Source organism: Pseudomonas frederiksbergensis, from assembly GCF_003732705.1.
GTDB lineage: Bacteria > Pseudomonadota > Gammaproteobacteria > Pseudomonadales > Pseudomonadaceae > Aquipseudomonas > Aquipseudomonas frederiksbergensis_F.
Window position 1 is genome coordinate 39,293 of record NZ_MOBR01000026.1, and the last position, 15,486, is coordinate 54,778.

Consider the following 15,486-nt stretch of genomic DNA (forward strand, 5'->3'; position numbering starts at 1 on the left):
GCCTGCTCGCGAAGAAGTTAACGCGGTGTGCCGATCAGTACCCGTTGTTCTGCAGCAATTGCGCCACGGTACCCGCCGCCGGGCGTTTGTAGAACTTCAACAGTTCGCTGGCGCGGTTGGTGAAAATGCCATCGACGCCGGCGTCCATCACCTTCTGGTAATCCACGGCATCGTCGATGGTGTAGACGTGCACCAGCATGCCCTGATCGTGGGTGTACTGGTTCATCCATGGCTTGACCAGGTCCGAGTAGCTCTGATCGCCACCCTTGGTCAGCGCCGCCGAAGGACCGGTGCCGATCGCGCCCTGGGACTTGGCGTACTCGACCCATTGCTGGAATTCGGCTTTGTCTTTGGGCTCCTGCTTGGCGTAGTAAGTGGCTTTGTCCTTGTCGCCGGATTCAGCGAACGTCACTTTGGATTTCGGCTCGATGCTGCCGTCACCGACCCACAGCAACAGGATTTTCGGCACTTTCGGCATTTCTTTTTGCAGCAGTTCGAGGCTGCTCTTCTCGAAGGTTTGCAACACGACCTTGCCTTTGCCCTGGCCAACGGCCAGATCACTCTTCGCCAGTTTCGAGCCGGCCGGGCTCAGCCAGCCGCGATCCTGGAGTTTGTCCTTGAGGTCGCGTTCGATACCGGGGAATTGCTTCGGCTCCTTGGTTTCGATGTACAGGCCGGGCTTGTGCAGCGGATTGCCCTCGGCGATGTCGATGATTTCATCGAGGGTCAGAATCTTCAGGCCAACGTAGGCCGGGCGCGCGCGATCCGGGTAAGCGGCGTTGAACCAACTGCCGGCGTCGAGGGTTTTCAGTTCGCCAATCGTGAACTGGTTGGCCGGGGCATCCTTGCGCTCAGGAAACTTTTTGGCGACGTCGGTGGTGCGTTGCAGATTATTGTCGTGCAGGGCGAACAGCACGCCGTCCTTGCTGCGCTGCAAGTCCATTTCCAGGTAATCGGCACCCAGGTCGCGGGCCAGTTTGTAGGACGCGGCGGTGGATTCCGGGGCATCGAACGATGCGCCGCGGTGGGCAATCACCGCGGGATGCGGGATGCCTAACGTGGTCGCCAGCGCGGTAGGGCTGGGCTGGCTGGCGGCCTGTGCCTGGCCGAGGCCGAGCAGCAGACTCAGCAGCAAGGCGCTCTTGGTGAAGGTTGCAGGCATGGTCGAGGTCCTTTCGCAGAGGTTTTCAAAGACGTCCCTTTTAACAACTGAGCGCCGCGAGCGCTATCGCAAGACCGACATAAACGTGTTTAAAGCAGTTTTTTTCAGCGCTTTTGTGCGGTTCTTTGCAGTACTCTTGGCCCCGGCAGTTTCCCCGGCAGAGGGAAACCCGTTCGTCACCTTGCGTGTAAACCATCGATCACCGGTCCCTATTCGACCTTTTGTGAGGTTTATATGCGCATCACTTCCCAACTCATCTGCCAGGCCGCCGACCAACTCAAGGGCTTCGTGGGCCTCAACCGCAAGACCGGCCAGTACATCGTGCGTTTCAGCGAAGACTCCTTCGGCATGGACGTGGCCGATGACGGCATTATTCCTACCAGTGAATTCGTCTGGGCACCGGGGCCTGATCAGGCGATGACGCTCAAGCGTGAGTTGATTCAGTTGCTGCTGGATCAGAATATTGATGACCGGATCAATGTGACCGAGCCGTTGCGGGTGTACATGAATCGGCGGGAAGTGCCGGAGATATCGGCGGTTCGGAGTTTGGTTCAGGGCTGATGGTTTTGTGGTGACTTTACTGGCCTCTTCGCGAGCAGGCTCGCTCCCACACTGGATCTGTGGCGCAAGCAAATCCCCCTGTGGGAGCGAGCCTGCTCGCGAAAGCGGCCTCAAAAACACTGCATCATTCAAAGCTTGAACGCATAAGCCCGCTCAACCCGACACACCCGCGTATGACACTGCGCATACCAAGTCGCCCGCCCACGCTCACGAATTGCACTGTGCTCAGGATGCTGCTTCCACGCCAGAATCGCCGCCTCACTCACCCAGTACGACACGGTAATCCCCAACCCATCCTCACCCCGGGCCGATTCCACGCCGAGGAATCCCGGCTGCTCGCGCGCCAGTTGCACCATACGCCCAGCCGCCTCGGCGTAGCCCTGGTCACCGTCGGTGCGCAGTGAGGTGAAGATCACCGCGTAATAGTGGGGCGGTGGCGTAGTGGCGATCATCGTTTGTGTCTCGCACAAGCTTCGACCAGTGCACGAACCAGCGGCGGCAACGTGCCCTTGAGCGCGGCACGTTCCGGTTGAAACAGGGTGGCGACGAAGAAGGGATGCCCCTTGAGCTCCACCGCCCGCAAATCCCCATTCGAATCGTGACCGACGGCGTTGAGTTTCTGGTTCAGCAGTTCTTGTTCGAACTGCGGATTCACACCGTAACGACAGCGATAGCCTTCGTGAATCTCGGACTTTTCATACGCCTTGGCGATTAACGAACCTTCAACCAAATGGATGCTGTCGACCGCTTCCACCAACGAACACGTCAGCGGTGTGAGCAAGGCTCGTTCAGCATCGGGGGAGGTTTCGCCGTGCTCGGCATCGGCCCAACCGAGAACGTTGCGGGCGTATTCCAGCACCGCGTGTTGAAAACCGCCGCAGGTGCCGAGGAAAGGTCGCTGGTGTTCGCGGGCAAAACGGATCGCGCGTAATGCGCCGTCCATGTCGCGGTAAGGGCTGGCGGGCACGCACCAGAAGCCGTCGAAGGTGTTGAACGGGGTATCGGCGTTGATCTGGTCAGTGGCCAGCCATTGGAACTGCACGTCCAGGCCTGAGTGCTCGGCGGCCATGCCGAGGGCGATGGGGATGGCTTGGTGGGCGGTGACTTGCGGGTCGTAGTCGCCGATCAGGGCGATGCGAATGGGATTTTCAGGAGAAACTTGATCCATGTGGTTTTCCTTCAAAGCAGCGATTTTGAGAGCCGCGAATAACCCTGTGGCGAGGTTGTTCGTTTCTGTCGGCCACTATAAATTGGCGTTCACGCACTCAATATTGGCGTATACCCAATTGATCAATGCACCCACGCACTATCGGCTGGACTACCCGGACCTGGCGCTGATCCTGGCGTTGGTCCGCGGCGGCTCTCTGGCCCGGGCTTCACAGCTGTTGAAAGTCGACGTCTCGACGGTGTTTCGGGCGGTGCGCCGACTGGAAGCCGCGCTCGGTCAGCAACTGTTCGAAAAGAGCCGCGCCGGTTACCTGCCGACGACCTTGGCGCAGTCCCTGGCCGAACAGGCTGAGCGTGCCGAGCAAGCGCTGGACGCGGCGCGCATCGGCGTGGAGCAGGGCGGGGAAGTCATCAGCGGTACAGTGCGCCTGACCTGCACCGATTCAGTCCTGCAAGGTTTGCTGCTGCCGGCGCTGGCCCGGTTCATGCCGTCCTACCGGGCGCTGACCATCGAACTCAGCACTTCCAACGACTTCGCCAACCTCAGCCGCCGGGATGCCGACATTGCCCTGCGCCTGACTCGCACACCGCCAGAGCACTTGGTCGGGCGATGTCTGGCGCAGGTTTCGTATCGGGTCTGCGGCAGTGCGGCCTATCTGAAAAGCGTGGATCCCGCGGATCTGGCGTCGCTGACCTGGATCGCCCCGGACGACTTCCTGCCCGATCACCCGACGATTGCCTGGCGTCGTCAACAATGGCCCGGCGTGGTGCCGGGCTATCGCTGCAACAGCATGTTGTCGGTGACCGAGTTGGTGCGGGCAGGGCTGGGTGTCGCGGCGTTGCCGGACTTTCTGATCGGCGACGATTTGCAGTCGTTGACCGGGCCGTTGCAGGGTTGCGACACGGCCCTGTGGCTATTGACCCGCCCGGACTGCCGCGCCCTGCGCTCGGTGGTGACGCTGTTTGACGAGTTGGGCCGGGCGCTACGGTTGCCTTAAATCGGCGTTTTCGGTGCGTCCTTGCGCACAAAATGCTGATGCATTTCCGAGGTCAGGTTTTCGATGCGTTCGGTCAGGGCTTTGGTCATTTCGGTGAGGCGGGTGTTCTGCTCCAGCAGCGCCAGCAATTGCGCAGTGTTCTGTGCAGCCTGGGCCTGACGTTCGGAGTTGGCCACGGCCAGGGCTTCGCGGTGCTGTGCGTCGGCGTCGGACTGGGCTTTATCCCGCGCGGCCTGGCGGGTCTGGGCCAGCAGGATCAGCGGCGCGGCGTAGGCTGATTGCAGGCTGAACGCCAGGTTAAGCAGGATGAACGGGTACAGGTCAAAGTGCGCCACACCGAACAGGTTAAGGCACACCCAAATCACCACGATCAAGGTTTGTGCCCCGAGAAACGTCGGGGTGCCAAAGAACCGCGCAAACGCCTCGGCGCGCAGGGCGAATTTGTCAGTGCCGAAGGTCGGCGCCAGGTGAGCGTGAGGGCGATGGAAGCGCAGGTGATCGACGGGGGCGGCGGGTTTGGTGTCGGACTTGGATGAGTTCATGGGGCGCTCGGCGAGGAATCGGGACTTGGGGTCACTATAGTCCTGTGCCGGCGCTTGTTAGCTGAATCGATGTTGAACGGGAGTCCGCCTTCGCGAGCAAGCCCGCTCCCACACTGGATCTGTGAACGACACAAATCCCCTGTAGGAGCAAAGCTTGCTCGCGAAGGCGGCGACACGGTTATTTGCCTGGCGAGAAAACCAGTCCCACCTCAAACATCAGCCAGGCTCGCGCTCATTAGCAAACATACTCACCGCCTGCACCGCATTACTCGCCCCATCCCGAATCTGCAAAATCACCGTGCCCGCCTGATTCGCCAACTCAACCCCTTCTGCCGCCCGATCCCGGGTGCCGTCCATGCTTTTGATCGCCTGCCGGGTCTCAGTCAGGATCAAACCGATCATGCTGGAAATCTCCGCCGTGGACCCACTGGTTCGCGCCGCCAGCAGCCGAACCTCATCCGCCACCACCGCAAACCCGCGCCCTTGTTCACCGGCCCGGGCCGCTTCGATGGCCGCATTGAGCGCCAGCAGGTTGGTCTGGTCGGCAATCGCCCGAATCGTGTTGACGATGGCGGTGATCTGTTCGGAGCGCTCGCCGAGTTGAGCGATCAAGGTCGAGGATTCGGCAATATTGGCGGCGATTTCGCGCATTTCACTGGCTGCTTGCTGGATCACTTGCGTGCCATGCTCGGCGACTTTTCGCGTCTCCACCGAGATGTGATAAGCCTCGGTGGCGCTGCGGGCATCCTGGGCATGTTGCTCGACCCGGGCGGTGACGTCCGAGGCGAATTTCACCACTTTGCACAAGCGGCCACCGGCGTCGTACACCGGGTTGTAGTTGGCTTCCAGCCAGACCGTCTGCCCGCGTTTGTCGACGCGCTCGAACTGGCCATGGAACAACTCGCCCTGATTGAGCCGGCGCCAGAAGTCCTGATAGGCGCCGCTGTTGACCAGCTCGGGGGTGCAGAAAATCCGGTGATGTTTGCCTTTGAGCTCAGCCAGGCTGTAACCCATGCGCGTCAGAAAATTCTGATTGGCCGTGATGATGCTGCCGTCCAGGTTGAACTCGATCACCGCCATGGCGCGGTCGACGGCCTGCAACTTGGCGCTGGATTCGCTTTCATGTTGCACCCGGGCCGTCACGTCCATGGCGTACTTCACCACTTTCACCACCCGGCCGGAGTCATCCTTGATCGGGTTGTAACTGGCCTCCAGCCAGATCAGTTGCCCCTTGCTGTTGACCCGCTCGAAAGTGCCCGACTCGAACTGACCGTTTTTCAGGCGCGACCACAGCTGGGTGTACTGGCTGCTGCGGGCGAATTCCGGTGTGCAGAACTGGCGATGGGGTTTGCCGAGCACTTGCTCGCGTTCATAACCCAGGGTCTTGAGGAAGTTGTCATTGGCGCGCAGCACGACGCCGTCCAGATCGAACTCGATCACCGCCATCGAGCGATCGATCGCGTCCAGAAGTCCGGTTTGATTGGCGACAGTTTGCTGGAGTGTATCGAGGGTGGATTTATGGCGATTGAATAACATGGCGGCAGCGCTCAAGAAGTGGGGAACACCAAGGAGTCGTCCCTATTCCTGCGCCTGCAGGCCGAAGACCAAGGCTGTCTTCGGCGTTGTCTGCTCAATGTCAGCGGTCCCTGGCTGACAGAGCCGTACTTATATAAAACTTCATAAACTTGTACAAGAAGGCGGATTTCTGACTGGTTGTACAACTTTTCAGGCGGAGATGCGCGTTGCTGAGCCACCGCTTGAAGAGCCCGACGCCACGCTGATCTTGTTGCGCCCGGTGTTTTTTGCGGTGTAGAGGGCTTTATCTGCATCGTTGAGCCAGGCAATCGCGTCGGTGAACGCTGTTTGGTAGGCGGCCAGGCCAATGCTCAGCCTGATTCGCAGCTCGGGCACTTGCGGGTGACGATAGTCATTGAGCACCTCGCGCAAGCGTTCCATGACTTCCCAGGCTTGATGCAACGACATGTTGGGCAGGATCACACAAAACTCGTCGCCGCCATAACGGCCGGCCAGATCGACTTCGCGCAGGTTGCGCCGCAGCTCAAAGCTCAACTGGCGCAGCACCGTATCGCCGACGATATGCCCATAGGTGTCGTTGATCGCCTTGAAGTGATCGATGTCGATCAACGCAATCACCGACGCCACATGGTTATGCCGACACTGCTGGAATTTGACGTGCAGCAGGTCCTTCCAGGCGCCGTGGTTGAGCAGGCCGGTCAAACTGTCGGTGCGGCTCAAGGCGCTCAGGGCGCGTTTGTGTTCGGAGAGTTTGAACGCCAGTCGATAACACACCATCCCCACCGCCAACGGGTATATGGTCAGCGACGGTATACAGGCCAGCACCTGAATCGGCGTGGCCGTCGCGGTGAACGCTGCGCCGAACAGCAGCCAGGCAATCACCACGCCAATCATCTGCGCCAGGGCACCCTGGAAAAATAATCTCGGACCACCCGCCGCGACGTTGTTCATCGTCATCATGGAAAGAATGGTGACAGTGACGATCGGGTTGAACTGAACGGTCGCGGCCCAGAAACCGCCGCACAGCGAATCGACAATAATGTTGCGGCGTTCGGCCTGATAGGGGAAGGGCGACCGGGAGGCCATCTGGTAGGCAAGATGCGGCCAGACGAAGCCATTGAGCAGCATCACGACCCAGACCCAGCCCGGCATGTTCAACGGATACAGCGCAGCGGTCACACAGATACAGCCAATGCCCAGACCGACGGTTCTGGGCATGTAGATGCGTCGGGCGAACGAAAGGCCCTTGCCGCGTTGGTTTTCCATAATTCCCTGCGCCAGATTCATTCTGAAACACATTTCGGTGTTTTATTCAGAGTTACCGTTCATCGGTAAAGCGGCAGACATTGTCATTTATTCCAACAGGAATAATCAGTGTCCTTGGGAGCCATTTAACGAGGGGGCAGGTGCGGCAGAGACTTGATCTAGAGCTGATAACAGGCCAAAAACATGTCCATCGCCGATTCGACGACCGTGCTTTGTACCTCCGGGGAAAGACCCGTCTGGCCCATGGAGATTTGCGGCCAGAACGCGAAGGACTTGAGCAACCCCTGAATCTGCTGGGCAGCAAACTCCGGGTTGAGCGGTTTCAGTCGGCCATCGGCCTGGGCGGCGCGAATCCACACGGTCAGGCCCTCTTCACGTTCACCCATGCGGGTGATCATGTTCTGGGCACGTTCGGGGGAATGGATGGTGGCGGCAATGGCGACCCGCGCCAGATCGAGAAAATTGTTGTCGCCCATCATCTGCACTTTCGCCAACAGGATCTGGCGCAACTGATCGCGCAGGGGCAGGTCAGGGCGGTAGGACGCTTCCTGTTCGGCGGTCACCCGGGCCCACAGTTGATTGAGGATTTCGGCGAACAACTCTTCTTTGCTTGGAAAATGGTTGTACACCGTGCGCTTCGACACGTCGGCGGTAGCCGCTATCTTGTCCATGCTGGTGATCTCAAAACCGTTGGCACGGAATTCGGTAATCGCCGCCTGGATGATGGCTTCGCGTTTGCGGTCGGTGAGGCGCTGTGGAGCTGTCATAAGTACGCTTCGGCAGGGAAAAGTGGAGAGTTACACTCGGCAGTTTACTTGTCATCCGGATTGATGCAACCTAGAAACTACACTGTGCAGTGTAATGTTTCGTTAATCCTGCACAGTGAAAAATAGAATCTCCGGCTGATGCGTGCGTGCCTTGGCCATTTATCGTCCCACGGTAGAAACCTGCGACTAACGCGGTTTTTCTGGAGTTATTCCTTGATGGCCACTTCAAATTCCTCTACGGACATCGCCGTCCAACCTGAAGCTTCCCGTCAGGTCGAAGGGCATTTCCGAAACCACCAGCCAGTCCAGCGTGAAGGCTTTCGTAAAATGCTGCGCATCATGTGGAACATGATCTTCCACAAACCGCGCAACACCCGCCCGAGCACTGCCGTCCCGGTGCAAGCCTTGACCCAGGCTGCGCTGATCGCCGCACCTAATCACAGCGTGTACCGCCTCGGCCATTCGACCGTGCTGCTCAAACTGCGGGACAAATTCTGGATCACCGACCCGGTCTTCGCCGAGCGCGCCTCGCCAGTGCAATGGGCCGGCCCCAAGCGGTTCCACCAGCCGCCGATCAGCCTGGAAGAACTGCCGCCGATTGAAGCGGTGATCCTGTCCCACGACCACTACGACCACCTCGACTACAACGCAGTGCTCAAACTGGCCGACAAGACTAAGTACTTCCTCACGCCGCTGGGCGTCGGTGACACCCTGATCAAGTGGGGCGTCGATGCCAGCAAAGTTCGCCAGATGGACTGGTGGCAGGGCACCGAAGTCGATGGCATTCAGTTCATCGCCACACCGTCGCAGCACTTTTCCGGTCGCGGTCTGTTCGATGGCAACAGCACGCTGTGGGCCTCGTGGGTGATGATCGACGGCGACACCCGCATCTTTTTCAGTGGTGACAGCGGTTACTTCGACGGCTTCAAACGCATCGGCGAACAGTACGGCCCGTTCGACCTGACCCTGATGGAAACCGGCGCCTACAACGTCGAATGGCCACACGTGCACATGCAACCCGAGGAAACCCTGCAGGCGCATATCGACCTGAAAGGACGTTGGCTGCTGCCGATTCACAACGGCACTTTCGACCTGTCGATGCACGCCTGGTTTGAACCCTTCGACCGTATCCTCGCGCTGGCCTGGGAACGTAACGTATCGATTACCACGCCGCAGATGGGCGAGGCATTCAACGTGATGTACCCACAACGTGGCCGCGCCTGGTGGTTGAATCTGGAAAGTACGATGAAGGAAAAAGGGCGCATGGCTTGTAGCGGCTACAAGTCTGGGTGACTTTTCGTACAGTCATAGGTCCTTGTTGCTGACAGTCGTTTCCTACGACATCGGTAGGCTGTGCGGCGAGTGAAATGAATCACTCGTCATCAGCCAAACAAGGACGTAGGACATGAAAGACAGTTTCAAAACTCGTATGACGGTGCTGGCCCAGGCCGTTCTGCTTTCGATCGCAGGCTCCGCTTATGCGGATGACACAACGGCACTCGAATACGCGAGCGTCAGTGAACTCAGCGCGCAAATGGAGCGTAACGAGCTCACCTCAGTAGCGTTGGTGAAGCACCTGCAAGCGCGGATCGAGACACTGGACAAACAAGGGCCGGCGATCCGCGCGATCATGGAGCTCAATCCCCAAGCCATCGACATCGCGACGGCACTGGATCAGGAACGTCAGGACGGGCAGGTTCGCGGTCCGCTGCACGGGATTCCGGTTCTGCTCAAAGACAACATCGATACCGCTGACCTGATGCAAACGAGTGCAGGGTCGCTGGCCATGGTCGGCCAACCGGCATCGAACGACGCGTTTATCGTCAAGCAACTGCGTGATGCGGGCGCGGTCATTCTTGGCAAAACCAACATGAGCGAGTGGGCTTACGTCCGGGAAATGGGTTTGCCCCATGGCTGGAGTGGTCGAGGCGGCCAAGGTAAAAATCCACACGTGCTGGACGGCGAAATCTGCGGCTCCAGTTCCGGATCGGCCGCAGGCGTAGCCGCCGGCTTCGCACCGCTCTCCATCGGTACGGAAACCAATGGCTCGATCACATGCCCGGCTTCAGCCAACGGCGTCGTAGGTGTCAAGCCGACGCTCGGGTTGTTCAGCCGTTCCGGAATCATCCCGATCACGCGTCTGCAAGACACGGCCGGCACTCTTACCCGCACCGTTCAAGACGCGGCGCTGATGTTCAATGCCCTGCAGGGTGTCGACGCTTCGGACGCCACGATCGACGACGTACCGGTAGGCGTTGATTACACGGCATTACTCTCCACAGTGGCACTCAGCGGCAAGCGAATTGGCTACCCGGTCGAGTACCTTGGGCCGGATGGCCGTGAGCTTCAACCCAGCGTCGAGTTCACTCAGGCCATGGCCACCCTGGAGGCGCAAGGCGCCACCGTTGTGCCTTTAAAAGTCCGGCTGCCGGACATCGCGAATTACTTCCCCGTGCTGATGGCAGGCATGAAGCATGAGCTCCCCGAGTACCTGGCAAGCCGCTCCGGTTTATCGATTCAAACATTTCAGGATTTGATCGATTTCAACGCACTCAACCCCGGTCCAGAAGGTTACGGTCAGCAGATGCTCGACGCAATCAACAAGCTGGACATGAGCCACGCCCAGGCCAGTGAGTTGTTCACAGCAATCAATGCCAGCTTCAAAGAGGCCATCGATGAACAACTGACGGAACACAATCTGGACGCCATGGTTGCCGATGCCGACGGATTTTCGCAGTTCAGTGCAGCCGTGGCGGGCTACCCTGCCATCACACTCCCTTCGGGCATGACTGACGACGGCATACCGACTTCGTTGTTCTTCTACGGTCCGCGCTGGAGCGAACCGAAACTGTTGGCACTGGCCTACAGCTATGAACAAGCATCGTTGAAGCGACAGAACCCGGCGTTCCAGCAGCCGTAATGTGTGTCATCGGGCCAATGACTCGACGTTGTCACTGGCCCGGATTCACCCTTGTACGCCTACGTTTTGCCTTTCAGAAGATCCAGATATTCCAGGATCTTCGTCACGGTCAAATCACCCATTCGTCCCTGGAGCATTTCATCCAGCTCCTGTTGGGACAGCCCAAGCTTTTGCGCAGCCTTGGTCTTACTCAGATCACCGCTTTCGAGGAGCATGCCGATCCTCATGACGTATTCGGCCTTGCCCCGTGCGGCACCCGCATCGATATCACTCATCCACTGACACCTCACTCAACCATCGCATAATCCGCCCGCGCCACCGGATTTGGCGTCGAGCCTTTCACATTCATCCCTCTACCCGGCGCAAACCCCGGGAAAAACACCAACCCCTCCGATTCAAACCGATACGCCAGCGCCAGCCGCGTGACATCCAGCACATCACGCTCGGCCTCGAAACGCTCAATGGCGTCCACCGACACCCCGGACTCGCGAGACAATTCCTCCACGCTCCAACCCAGCATCGCTCGGGCCTGGGCGCTGTGGGCCGGGGTGAATTGGAAGAGGGCGATACGTTCCAGGGTGATTTTCATCGCAAGAGAGGCCATGGTGTTCTCCGGGCTCGAGAGTGCTGATTCAAAATGTACTGTGTTTTTGTACAGTTGTTTTGATTCCGGATCAAACGCATTTTTTGATTTGTGCTATTTGGGTGGGGTCGTCCTGACGGACGGTAGGCTTCAGCACGCCGTCGACTTTCGAGGTTGGAGTTCGCTGGATTTTCCGCAAGAATAAGGCGTTGCACATCTGAGTTATTTCAAAGGAGGCTGAACATGCCGATCCTCGAGAGTGACTGGAAAAAATTCAAGGGGCTGCGCCAGATCGCGCTTGATCGCTTCTGCCAAAATGTTTTGGCCGACGCGAAGACAATCGCCCAGCATGATGCACTCTCGGCTCATACCCGATATGTGATGCTTTACCGATTGATGCGTGATCGGGACAAGGATTTGGTACAGGCTTTTGACGACAACAGCCAATCCCGCTCAAGTGCACTCATGGGCTTGTGGTTGATGGTCATGCATGACTTGCTGACCGAAGAAGAGCTATCAGTCCTCAGCGACGGTGCTTTGGATTCCATAAAAGAGGTGGTCCGCCAGCCCTATGAGCTCGAATGGATGGATGAAATCCCGCCGCACGACTGGTAGCTGTATTCCCAATTCATCAGAGAACCAACGATGTTGATCTTCAACTGCACCGAAGCGGCCAGCAAATTTTTTAGCCGCGTACAAAAGGGCAAGACAATCACCCCCGTGGATCACAATCCACCTTCACCCACCCCTGAAGAAGACGAACCAGGTGAATTGACCGAACAGTGGCTGGTCCACGCCATCACCGTTCAGCGCAAACACGTGCTGTTCGTCATCCACATCAAAACCCGTTATTGCATGATTTTCGCGGACGCGAAAAAGGCTGACGTTGAGGGTTTTGTCCGGCGTTTCTCTGAGCGCTGGCTCTACGGCCTGATGCGTCAAGCGACGCAGAACGACCTCTTTCCATGGCTCGACGGCGAACTCATGGAGCAGCGTTATGAGCAGGCCTGCGGCGAATACGTCTTCTATAAGCGCAGGCATCGCGGCGCGCAAAAGCACATCGACGACATCTCCTGGATATTTCAGGACTACGCCGCCGAGTGGGGCGAGTTACCCCCCGATGAGTACGTGGCTGGCCGCTTCGACGCAAAAATGAACGACACGCCGCGACATAGCAAAGGCCATAAAGACTATTACTGGCCCGATGAAGAAATGATCGCTCATTGGTTGCGCACCTACTCTGGTCAAGATGAGCAAGGTGTCCAGGCTGCGCGGGATCGGCGTAAAGAAGTGGCGCGTGAGATTCGGGAGTTGGAATCGCGACTGGCGCAGGGCTGATTACTTCTCCACCAGCCCCGGCGCTTCCCGAACAATAAAGTGATCCAGATTCTCAATATTCGCACTGAACACCCCGAACGTCTGTTCGGGGTTCTTCTTGCTCGGCACCTGCTTCAACTCCGGCGTCACGCCATAGAAGAAGCAAAACAACTCCTTCCCACTTTCGATGGCGTGCTTGATCTCTTCCAGAAACGCCTTGCGCTTGCGGTAGTTGTCGATCAACTTCTTGCTCAAATAAACATTCACCGAATAAGGCTTCTTCTTCGCCTCATCCGCCTGCTTGAACCAGACCTTCTGTTCGAAATCGATGCGAAAACTCTGGGTGTAATCCTTGATCTCCTTGATCTTGCCCCAGTAAATCAGCCCCTTGTTGTCCGTCAGGTATTCAATCTTCTTGAAGAACGACCCATAAGGCGCCGTGTGCTCGCCAATCTTCAGCGGCATGCGCTTGAGCAGTTCCTTGTCCTCAAAGTTCGACACAAAACACTCCACCGGATGGGCGAAGACACTGGTCTTGTCCGGCGCCGACTCCCGGTTCGGATGCTCCGCATGACTGTCCGCCGAGGCGCTTTTCGGCGCATCCCGCACCACATCTGCCGCCACCGGAGGGCTCGACGGCTTGCGTACATACTCGCGCCGAGTCAGTAACAATTCCGACGGAAAATGCTCCTCGCGACTGTCATCCGTTTCCGCACCGTCCGCTTCAACCCCCGACGCCGGCGTCCTCAAACTGACATAAGGACAATCCGCCACATGCCGCGTGCTGGGCGTGTTCTTGAAATGCGGGGTGCGGACGTAATTCACGTTTTTGGCATTGAACGTCGTCAACACATTAGCCGCATCGAAGGCCGCCCTGCAGGCGTCATTGGGACACTGGAAGTGTTCCTTGGCGGAATCGAACGCCATCGTCTCGTCAAAATTCAAATCCCGCACGTCATAGATCGACAACTTATCGTCGAGGCTGAGGCAGTAGGCGAGGTCGAATTTCATGGTGGGCTCGGGTCCTTGGGTGGGGGAGGGTATTAATAGCGGGAGGCGGGGCGGGTTGCACTGACTGTTTTCAAAACAACGCAAAACCCGAAGCAACCTACCAACCCTGTGGGAGCGGGCTTGCTCGCGAATCTCGGCATCAACTCGGTCTATCTGCTCAGCACCGACTCAGCAGCAACGCAACTCACTGTGGGCGAGGGCAATTACTCGGGAATTAACCGTCCAACCTTCAAATAAAGCGAAGCAGTGAACTCCTGACTATCGTTCGAATAATGACAACGGCGATGACAGTTCGGGCACAGAGCTACGGCGTTGGTGATTTGATCTGAACCTTTTTCGGCAAGCGGCTTAACGTGATGAACTTCCAGATACGGCAAACCAAGCTTTTGAAACGGAGCAGGCTCGCCACAGCCGTCGCAATTCCCCTCGGCCTCATTTCGAACCCAGGCTCTGACTTCGGGATCTCGTACATATACCGTGCGTGAATTCGCCACTCGTTTGGGTTTCTTAATGCCCTTTGGTGGTTCCGTTATCTTTTCCTTTTGAAGCGCAGTAGCGCGACGTTCTAGCGTCTCTTCATCGGCAGTTGGAGCTTTAGGGTCGCCAGGCTGAACGCCTTTTTCAGTTAGTACCGCCCGAATTGACTGCTCAACCTGCGAGCCCACATTTCTGGCTGGCTTGTATCCCTTGATGAATTCCCGGTCCATTTTCATCAGAACCGTAGAGATATTCTGCATTCGGAATTCCACAGAACCTTTGGTGCGGGTGGGTAAGGCCGTTTCGCGTAGGGCAAGATTCACCGCAGTTTTAACGAACTTCTGACCCTTTTTTTCTAGTGCAAGCATCTTCAGATAGGCTTCTACCGCAGCCTTAATCTCTGAAGCACTCCAATCGCTTTCTTTCTTCTTTACGCTCATAACATCGCCGAGGGTTGAAAACCCTCGGACGATACTGAGTGGCCATCACGACTGTCTACGAAAATTCCTACAGAAAAGACAGACGCATCGCTCAATCGGCCCTACAAAGACACCGCCGCACTACTAACCCACCGATTGCTTCGAAGACTGAAACACCTCCAAAACCCTCCGCCACCAAGGCTTCACCACCGGCACCCGCCGCCGAGTGCGATTGAGCAACAGATAAGGCATGTCCCGCAGCCGAATCCAACCTTCATCCTGCCAGTGCAACAGACTCAAAGACATCTCCGGCCAATCCAACAAACTCAACATAGGCCGATCGGAATTCATCGACGGCCCGGCATCTCGTAAGGCAGGCACCACTTGATGGGTCAACCATTCACGCAACAATCGATTCCCTGGCGCGTAGTGATAGACCAGCAGCGCATACACGCCAGACTCACTGAGCATCAACCGCTTCTCTGGTTGGCCGTGGTAGTCGATCAGCAATGTGTGCCGCTGATCCTCATCCAGTTTGCTGACCACACGATCACTCAGATGAAAACCCATTAAGCGACCCAGATCGCGGGCACAGAACCATGGCTGGTTTTCTAGGAGGAGGGCGTGAAGTTCGAGGTTTTGGCGAATGAAGACGATGGGGGTGTATGGATCAGACATGGCAAGCCTCCAGGGATGGAAGCGCATAAAAATGAAGCAGCTAACGCGGATTTCCTTCGGAGAGAAGGAGAGATTTTTAGGC

Annotated in this window: 18 protein-coding genes and 1 pseudogene; 6 read left to right on the forward strand and 13 right to left on the reverse strand. The window is 57.6% G+C overall.

Annotated features, from left to right (window positions below):
- Positions 1–34: 34 nt before the first annotated feature.
- Positions 35–1,162 (reverse strand): glycerophosphodiester phosphodiesterase, encoded by a 1,128-nt coding sequence (locus BK667_RS23490; RefSeq protein WP_123599069.1) that lies wholly within the window; start codon positions 1,160–1,162, stop codon positions 35–37.
- Between the two features lie 234 nt (positions 1,163–1,396).
- Here BK667_RS23490 and BK667_RS23495 point away from each other — a divergent pair, with 234 nt between their 5' ends.
- A complete protein-coding gene (locus tag BK667_RS23495; RefSeq protein ID WP_123514287.1) occupies positions 1,397–1,723 on the forward strand; it encodes a DUF2025 family protein in 327 nt (108 codons plus the stop codon).
- Between the two features lie 128 nt (positions 1,724–1,851).
- Here the strand turns inward: BK667_RS23495 and BK667_RS23500 are convergent, their stop codons facing one another.
- Together BK667_RS23500 and BK667_RS23505 are read right to left on the reverse strand one after the other, a co-directional pair.
- Positions 1,852–2,175 carry an antibiotic biosynthesis monooxygenase family protein gene (locus BK667_RS23500; RefSeq protein ID WP_123599070.1) on the reverse strand — a complete coding sequence of 108 codons (324 nt, stop codon included), beginning with the start codon at positions 2,173–2,175 and terminating at the stop codon, positions 1,852–1,854.
- On the reverse strand, positions 2,172–2,891 hold the full coding sequence (locus BK667_RS23505; protein WP_123599071.1) for a CTP synthase C-terminal region-related (seleno)protein: 720 nt from the start codon (positions 2,889–2,891) through the stop codon (positions 2,172–2,174). Before BK667_RS23505 ends, BK667_RS23500 begins: the two co-directional genes overlap by 4 nt.
- 118 nt (positions 2,892–3,009) lie before the next feature.
- Between BK667_RS23505 and BK667_RS23510 the strand changes: the two genes are divergently transcribed.
- On the forward strand, positions 3,010–3,888 hold the full coding sequence (locus BK667_RS23510) for a LysR family transcriptional regulator (RefSeq protein WP_259698165.1): 879 nt from the start codon (positions 3,010–3,012) through the stop codon (positions 3,886–3,888).
- On the opposite strand, the gene BK667_RS23515 is transcribed toward BK667_RS23510, so the two are convergent.
- The 5 genes and pseudogenes from BK667_RS23515 to BK667_RS23530 all read right to left on the reverse strand — a co-directional run bounded on the left by BK667_RS23515 (position 3,885) and on the right by BK667_RS23530 (position 7,999).
- Positions 3,885–4,430 (reverse strand): DUF1003 domain-containing protein, encoded by a 546-nt coding sequence (locus BK667_RS23515; protein ID WP_123514293.1) that lies wholly within the window; start codon positions 4,428–4,430, stop codon positions 3,885–3,887. The genes BK667_RS23510 and BK667_RS23515 overlap by 4 nt on opposite strands.
- Before the next feature lie 216 nt (positions 4,431–4,646).
- Complete coding sequence (locus BK667_RS34070; RefSeq protein ID WP_375538770.1) at positions 4,647–5,225, reverse strand: methyl-accepting chemotaxis protein; 579 nt, start codon at positions 5,223–5,225, stop codon at positions 4,647–4,649.
- A pseudogene (locus BK667_RS34075) lies at positions 5,199–5,966 on the reverse strand (PAS domain-containing protein); the annotation flags it as partial. The pseudogene BK667_RS34075 and the gene BK667_RS34070, both read right to left, overlap by 27 nt.
- A gap of 189 nt (positions 5,967–6,155) precedes the next feature.
- Positions 6,156–7,232 carry a diguanylate cyclase gene (locus BK667_RS23525; protein WP_123599094.1) on the reverse strand — a complete coding sequence of 359 codons (1,077 nt, stop codon included), beginning with the start codon at positions 7,230–7,232 and terminating at the stop codon, positions 6,156–6,158.
- A gap of 158 nt (positions 7,233–7,390) precedes the next feature.
- Positions 7,391–7,999 (reverse strand): TetR/AcrR family transcriptional regulator, encoded by a 609-nt coding sequence (locus BK667_RS23530; RefSeq protein ID WP_123599073.1) that lies wholly within the window; start codon positions 7,997–7,999, stop codon positions 7,391–7,393.
- 216 nt (positions 8,000–8,215) lie between these two features.
- Here BK667_RS23530 and BK667_RS23535 point away from each other — a divergent pair, with 216 nt between their 5' ends.
- Entirely contained in the window at positions 8,216–9,292 is a 1,077-nt protein-coding gene (locus tag BK667_RS23535) for an MBL fold metallo-hydrolase (protein ID WP_123514299.1), read from the forward strand.
- Between the two features lie 112 nt (positions 9,293–9,404).
- Complete coding sequence (locus tag BK667_RS23540; protein WP_123599074.1) at positions 9,405–10,919, forward strand: amidase family protein; 1,515 nt, start codon at positions 9,405–9,407, stop codon at positions 10,917–10,919.
- Between the two features lie 59 nt (positions 10,920–10,978).
- On the opposite strand, the gene BK667_RS23545 is transcribed toward BK667_RS23540, so the two are convergent.
- The gene (locus BK667_RS23545) at positions 10,979–11,194 is read right to left on the reverse strand and encodes an XRE family transcriptional regulator (RefSeq protein ID WP_123514303.1); all 216 of its coding nucleotides are present in this window, start codon (positions 11,192–11,194) and stop codon (positions 10,979–10,981) included.
- An 11-nt stretch (positions 11,195–11,205) separates the two neighbouring features.
- Positions 11,206–11,523, reverse strand: coding sequence for a helix-turn-helix domain-containing protein (locus BK667_RS23550; protein ID WP_054613790.1), 318 nt, complete (start codon positions 11,521–11,523; stop codon positions 11,206–11,208).
- A gap of 222 nt (positions 11,524–11,745) precedes the next feature.
- On the opposite strand from BK667_RS23550, the gene BK667_RS23555 reads away from it, so the two are divergent.
- Complete coding sequence (locus BK667_RS23555; RefSeq protein WP_123599075.1) at positions 11,746–12,117, forward strand: hypothetical protein; 372 nt, start codon at positions 11,746–11,748, stop codon at positions 12,115–12,117.
- Between the two features lie 30 nt (positions 12,118–12,147).
- The gene (locus tag BK667_RS23560) at positions 12,148–12,840 is read left to right on the forward strand and encodes a DUF6933 domain-containing protein (protein WP_123599076.1); all 693 of its coding nucleotides are present in this window, start codon (positions 12,148–12,150) and stop codon (positions 12,838–12,840) included.
- On the opposite strand, the gene BK667_RS23565 is transcribed toward BK667_RS23560, so the two are convergent.
- The 3 genes from BK667_RS23565 to BK667_RS23575 all read right to left on the reverse strand — a co-directional run bounded on the left by BK667_RS23565 (position 12,841) and on the right by BK667_RS23575 (position 15,404).
- Complete coding sequence (locus tag BK667_RS23565; RefSeq protein ID WP_123599077.1) at positions 12,841–13,830, reverse strand: hypothetical protein; 990 nt, start codon at positions 13,828–13,830, stop codon at positions 12,841–12,843.
- 203 nt (positions 13,831–14,033) lie between these two features.
- Positions 14,034–14,747 carry an HNH endonuclease gene (locus BK667_RS23570; RefSeq protein ID WP_123599078.1) on the reverse strand — a complete coding sequence of 238 codons (714 nt, stop codon included), beginning with the start codon at positions 14,745–14,747 and terminating at the stop codon, positions 14,034–14,036.
- A 123-nt stretch (positions 14,748–14,870) separates the two neighbouring features.
- A complete protein-coding gene (locus BK667_RS23575; protein WP_123599079.1) occupies positions 14,871–15,404 on the reverse strand; it encodes a BRO-N domain-containing protein in 534 nt (177 codons plus the stop codon).
- Positions 15,405–15,486 lie beyond the last annotated feature (82 nt).

Excerpts from the sequence above, each read along its gene's own strand:
- BK667_RS23545 (WP_123514303.1), bottom strand. The coding sequence starts at position 11,194 with ATGAGTGATATCGATGCGGGTGCCGCACGGGGCAAGGCCGAATACGTC.
- BK667_RS23495 (WP_123514287.1), top strand. The coding sequence starts at position 1,397 with ATGCGCATCACTTCCCAACTCATCTGCCAGGCCGCCGACCAACTCAAG.
- BK667_RS23575 (WP_123599079.1), bottom strand. The coding sequence starts at position 15,404 with ATGTCTGATCCATACACCCCCATCGTCTTCATTCGCCAAAACCTCGAA.
- BK667_RS23505 (WP_123599071.1), bottom strand. The coding sequence starts at position 2,891 with ATGGATCAAGTTTCTCCTGAAAATCCCATTCGCATCGCCCTGATCGGC.
- BK667_RS23500 (WP_123599070.1), bottom strand. The coding sequence starts at position 2,175 with ATGATCGCCACTACGCCACCGCCCCACTATTACGCGGTGATCTTCACC.
- BK667_RS23530 (WP_123599073.1), bottom strand. The coding sequence starts at position 7,999 with ATGACAGCTCCACAGCGCCTCACCGACCGCAAACGCGAAGCCATCATC.
- BK667_RS23570 (WP_123599078.1), bottom strand. The coding sequence starts at position 14,747 with ATGAGCGTAAAGAAGAAAGAAAGCGATTGGAGTGCTTCAGAGATTAAG.
- BK667_RS23535 (WP_123514299.1), top strand. The coding sequence starts at position 8,216 with ATGGCCACTTCAAATTCCTCTACGGACATCGCCGTCCAACCTGAAGCT.
- BK667_RS23540 (WP_123599074.1), top strand. The coding sequence starts at position 9,405 with ATGAAAGACAGTTTCAAAACTCGTATGACGGTGCTGGCCCAGGCCGTT.
- BK667_RS23565 (WP_123599077.1), bottom strand. The coding sequence starts at position 13,830 with ATGAAATTCGACCTCGCCTACTGCCTCAGCCTCGACGATAAGTTGTCG.
- BK667_RS23515 (WP_123514293.1), bottom strand. The coding sequence starts at position 4,430 with ATGAACTCATCCAAGTCCGACACCAAACCCGCCGCCCCCGTCGATCAC.
- BK667_RS23525 (WP_123599094.1), bottom strand. The coding sequence starts at position 7,232 with ATGGAAAACCAACGCGGCAAGGGCCTTTCGTTCGCCCGACGCATCTAC.
- BK667_RS23560 (WP_123599076.1), top strand. The coding sequence starts at position 12,148 with ATGTTGATCTTCAACTGCACCGAAGCGGCCAGCAAATTTTTTAGCCGC.
- BK667_RS23550 (WP_054613790.1), bottom strand. The coding sequence starts at position 11,523 with ATGGCCTCTCTTGCGATGAAAATCACCCTGGAACGTATCGCCCTCTTC.
- BK667_RS23490 (WP_123599069.1), bottom strand. The coding sequence starts at position 1,162 with ATGCCTGCAACCTTCACCAAGAGCGCCTTGCTGCTGAGTCTGCTGCTC.
- BK667_RS23555 (WP_123599075.1), top strand. The coding sequence starts at position 11,746 with ATGCCGATCCTCGAGAGTGACTGGAAAAAATTCAAGGGGCTGCGCCAG.